Origin of the sequence: Streptomyces hilarionis, from assembly GCF_024539675.1 — a bacterium.
Classification (GTDB): Bacteria; Actinomycetota; Actinomycetes; order Streptomycetales; family Streptomycetaceae; genus Streptomyces; species Streptomyces hilarionis.
Window position 1 is genome coordinate 1 of sequence record NZ_JAHHIT010000306.1, and the last position, 4,141, is coordinate 4,141.

Below are 4,141 nucleotides of genomic sequence, written 5' to 3' on the forward strand. Positions count from 1 at the left end.
GCCGATCGCCGGGGGGGGGAGCGTTTCCGCTCACCCCGGCGATCGGCCGCCGCCCACGCGAGGACCGCACGGTAGCGCCCGGCGGCCACGCGACGGCTACTCGATGACGAGCTCGACCGGGACGTTGCCGCGGGTGGCGTTGGAGTAGGGGCAGACCTGGTGGGCCTGCTCGACGAGCTTGCGGCCGGTCGCCACGTCCACCGTCTCGGGCAGCTCGACGCGCAGGGTCACCTTCAGCGCGAAGCCCTCACCCTGCTGGCCTATGCCGACCTCGGCGGTCACCGCGGCGTCGCTGACGTCGACCTTCGCCTGGCGGCCGACGAGGCCCAGGGCGCTGCCGAAGCAGGCGGCGTATCCGGCGGCGAACAGCTGCTCCGGGTTGGTGCCCTGCCCGTTGCCGCCCAGTTCCGCGGGCATGGCCAGCGCGAGGTCGATCTTGCCGTCGGAGGAGACGGCGCGTCCCTCGCGGCCATGGGTGGCGGTGGCGACAGCGGTGTAGAGCGCGTCCATGGAAAACCATCCCTCTCAGGTCGTTGCGGCGGCCCGGTCCGGCCGCCTCACGGAGATAAGTAGAGCACACAATTAAATTGCACACAACCAAATGGCGCGTCAGGGTTACCCTGGAGACATGACCGTTCCACAGCCCTCCGTCGGCCAGGAGAACGCCGGGGCCACCGGCGCCGACATCGACGCGAACACCGGGAGCACCGGGAGCACCGCGAACGCCGGGAGCACCCCGGCGCCCGCGGAGCCCACGGAGCTCGCCGCCGCGGACGCCGTCGAGAACTGGCTCCGGCTGGACCGGCAGATCTGCTTCTCCCTGCACGCCGCCTCGCGCGCCTTCAACGGCGTGTACCGCGTGATCCTCAAGGACCTCGGGCTGACCTACCCGCAGTACCTGGTGATGCTGGTGCTGTGGGAACGGGGTCCGCTGCCCGTGAAGCGGCTGGGCGAGCACCTGCGGCTGGACTCCGGCACGCTCTCCCCGCTGCTCAAGCGGCTGGAGACGGCCGGCCTGGTGCGCCGCGAGCGCAGCGCCCGCGACGAGCGTTCGGTCGAGGTCCGGCCGACCGGGGCGGGCGCGGACCTGCGGGAGCGGGCGCTGGAGGTGCCGCGCAGGATCGTCGCCGCCACCGGCTTCGAACTCGCCGAGATCGGCGCGCTGCGCGAGCGCCTGGACGAGCTCACCGCGGCGCTGGACTCGGCGATCGCACAGGAGGCGCAAGGGACGCCGTAGCCGGGCGGCGGACGTAGAGGCGGAGGGTCACGCCGTCGCGTTCGCCCTCCCACCGGGGCACGAACCGCTCCTCGACGGCGACGAGCTTGAGGCGTTCGGTGGGCTCGCCGGGGAACCAGCGCGAGCGCAGCGCGTACGGCTCGGCGAGGACCCAGACCCGGTTCACCGCGGCGAGCCTGCGCTGGAGTTCGCGCGGGCCGACCTCGCGTCCGTACAGCGTCCCCGACTCGGGACCGGGCGCCCTCAGCGCGAGATCGCGCACCCCCCGAAACCCTTTCGGGTACGCGAGCGCCGTGCGCCGTCCGAGGGACGGCAGGAACAGCACCGGGTCGCCGGGGCGGACCTCACGGGCGGTCAGGGCGGAGACGGCGGCGAGGTCGTCCGGCCGGTGGGCGAGGGTGCGGTACTCGCGGTGCAGCGGGAGCAGGTGCACGAAGACCAGGACCACGGCGAGCACACCGGCCGCGGTGACCGCCCCCGGATGCGCCCGGCGGCCCGCGAGCCGGGCCAGCCGGTCGGCGCCGGCCGCGATCAGCAGTGGCGCCCCCGCCAGGGCGTAGAGCACGTACCGCTCGTGGTAGAGCGGCTTGACCTGCGAGAACAGCATCAGCAGCATCGGCGGCACGATCATCAGGGGCGCCGCGAAGGCCGCCGTGCGCCCGGCCGTCAGCCCCACGGCCATCAGGGCCAGGCAGCCCCAGAACACCGCCCCCTGCGGGCCGGCGACGAAGTCGCGCAGCAGCCTCTCGGCGCTCTCCCCGTCCGGCACGGGCAGCCACTCCACCTGCTGGGACTGGCCGCTCGAGACCAGCGCCAACGGCAGCAGGACGACGACCGCCGCTCCGGCCGCCCGCACCCAGCACGCCCACATCCGCCGCGGCGCGCGCAGCAGCGCCAGGGTGAGCGCGTGCGCGCACAGCACGAACACGGCCAGCTCGTGCAGCAGACACGTGACGGTGACGACACCCCCGTAGGCCCACCACGTGCTCCGCACCCGCCACATGTGCCGCGACGGCCGCGCCCGCGCCTCCGGCCCGGCATCGCCGTGCTCGTCCCGCACGTCCGGCCCGGTGTCGGCGGGCTCGTCCAGCGCCCGCGCGAGGAGCAGCGTCGCGCCCGCCGCGCCGGCCGCGACCAGCGCGTAGGAGCGGCCCTCCTGCGCGTAGTGGCCGGCCAGCGGGGTCGCCGCGTACAGCAGGCCCGCCCACAGGCCGACCCGGGGCCGGGCCGACCGCGCCCCGAGGGCCGCGACGAGCGCGGCGGTGGCGGCGGCGCCGCAGACCGAGGGCAGCCGCAGCACGACCTCACCCGGACGGACGGCGAGGACGACGTGCATGACGAGGTAGTAGAGGCCGTGCACCGCGTCGACGCCGTGCAGCAGCCGCCAGATCTGCGGCACCGTGCGCCGGGCGACCTGGAAGGTGACGGCCTCGTCGCGCCATATGCCGCCGCGGTCGAGGCCCCAGAGCCCGAGGGCGGACATGACGGCCGCGGGGACGGCGACGGCCAGGACCCGGGCACGGGCTGTCTTCTGCGAGCGTCCACACACCACGGCGCCGATTCTGCTGGGCATACCCACCCATCACGGCGATTGACGGCTCATTAGGTATGTAATGGAGCAAAAGAGACATTCATCATGCTTACCATCCGCGGTGATGGACACCACCAAGCACCGTCGCCTCCTGTCCCTCGCGTCCCTCGCGCTCGCGTGGCTCGCCACCCGCGCCCTGATGCTGTGGCTGCTCGTCCACAGCTCCTCGCCGCTGCTCGGCGGCGGACGGGTGGCCGGCGAGGTGTGGGGCCTGTACCGCCACTGGTACGACGTCCTCGTCCACGGCGGCCTTCCCGCGAACGACCCGCTGTGGCAGTACCCGCCCGGCGCCGGCCCGGTCCTGCTGTCCCCCGCGCTGCTGCCGGACCTGACGTACTTCCAGGCGTTCGTCGCCCTCACCGTCGTGGCCGACGCCGTGATCCTCCTGACGCTGGCCCGCGCGGGCGCCCGCCCCAGCCGCTCGCTGCTCGGCGCGGCCCTGTGGACGGGCGGGCTGCCGCTGCTGCTGCACATCCCCCTCGTGCGCTACGACGTGCAGGTCACGGCCCTCGCCGTCCTGTCCCTGGCGACGCTGTCGCGCTCCCCGCGCGCGGGCGGCGCCTTCGCGGCCCTCGGCGCGCTGGTGAAGGTGTGGCCCGCGCTGGTGCTGCTGGGAACCCCGCGGGGCCGCGAGAGCGGGTCGGCGTGGCGGTCGGCCGCGGTGACGGCGGCCTGTTCGCTGGCGCTCCTCGCCCTGGCGTTCCGCGATCCCCTGTCCTTCCTGCGGCAACAGGGCGCGCGCGGCGTGCAGATCGAGTCCCTGGGCGGCACCGCCCTCTCACTCGCCTCGCACGCCGGGTGGCCGGGCACGGCCCGCTACCGGTACGGCGCGATGGAGTTCGTCGGCCCCTACGTCTCCTCCGTCGCCCACGCCTGCCTGGCGCTCACCGCCGCGGCCTTCGCCCTTCTGGTGCTGTGGCGGGTCCGGGCCCGCCGGCACACCCCGGCCACGCCCTACGACGCCGCCCTGTGCGCCGTCCTGCTGTTCACCGTCACGAGCAGGGTGATCAGCCCGCAGTACATGATCTGGCTGCTGGGCCTGGCCGCCGTCTGCCTCACCTCACGGCACACCTCCCAGCGCCCGGTGGCCGTGCTGCTGCTGGCGGCGACCGCGGTCAGCACGGTGATCTACCCCATGCACTACTGGGAGGTCATCAGCTGCTCCTGGACGGGCACGACGCTGATGGTCGTCCGCAACGGCCTGCTGGCCTGGGCCGCCGGCCTGTCCTACCGACGACTGTGGCGCCCCGCCCCCCTCCCGACGACACCCGCCACACCAACCTGCCCCCCGGCCCGCCGCACCCCCCGAACCC

Annotated in this window: 4 protein-coding genes; 2 read left to right on the forward strand and 2 right to left on the reverse strand. The window is 74.3% G+C overall.

The window, feature by feature from the left end:
* Nucleotides 1-96: 96 nt before the first annotated feature.
* Nucleotides 97-510: an organic hydroperoxide resistance protein gene (locus tag KMS84_RS38080; protein WP_256921132.1), complete on the reverse strand. Its 414-nt coding sequence runs from the start codon at nt 508-510 to the stop codon at nt 97-99.
* A gap of 175 nt (nt 511-685) precedes the next feature.
* Between KMS84_RS38080 and KMS84_RS38085 the strand changes: the two genes are divergently transcribed.
* Nucleotides 686-1,237: a MarR family winged helix-turn-helix transcriptional regulator gene (locus tag KMS84_RS38085; protein WP_438819035.1), complete on the forward strand. Its 552-nt coding sequence runs from the start codon at nt 686-688 to the stop codon at nt 1,235-1,237.
* Here the strand turns inward: KMS84_RS38085 and KMS84_RS38090 are convergent.
* Nucleotides 1,185-2,720, reverse strand: coding sequence for a glycosyltransferase family 39 protein (locus KMS84_RS38090; protein ID WP_256921135.1), 1,536 nt, complete (start codon nt 2,718-2,720; stop codon nt 1,185-1,187). The two genes, KMS84_RS38085 and KMS84_RS38090, sit on opposite strands and share 53 nt — an antisense overlap.
* Nucleotides 2,721-2,892: 172 nt before the next feature.
* On the opposite strand from KMS84_RS38090, the gene KMS84_RS38095 reads away from it, so the two are divergent.
* Nucleotides 2,893-4,141, forward strand: a 1,249-nt coding sequence (locus tag KMS84_RS38095; protein WP_256921133.1) for a glycosyltransferase 87 family protein, incomplete at its 3' end; no start/stop codon positions are given.

Coding starts and splice junctions, on each gene's coding strand:
- KMS84_RS38090 (WP_256921135.1), bottom strand. CDS start 2,720: ATGTCCGCCCTCGGGCTCTGGGGCCTCGACCGCGGCGGCATATGGCGC.
- KMS84_RS38080 (WP_256921132.1), bottom strand. CDS start 510: ATGGACGCGCTCTACACCGCTGTCGCCACCGCCACCCATGGCCGCGAG.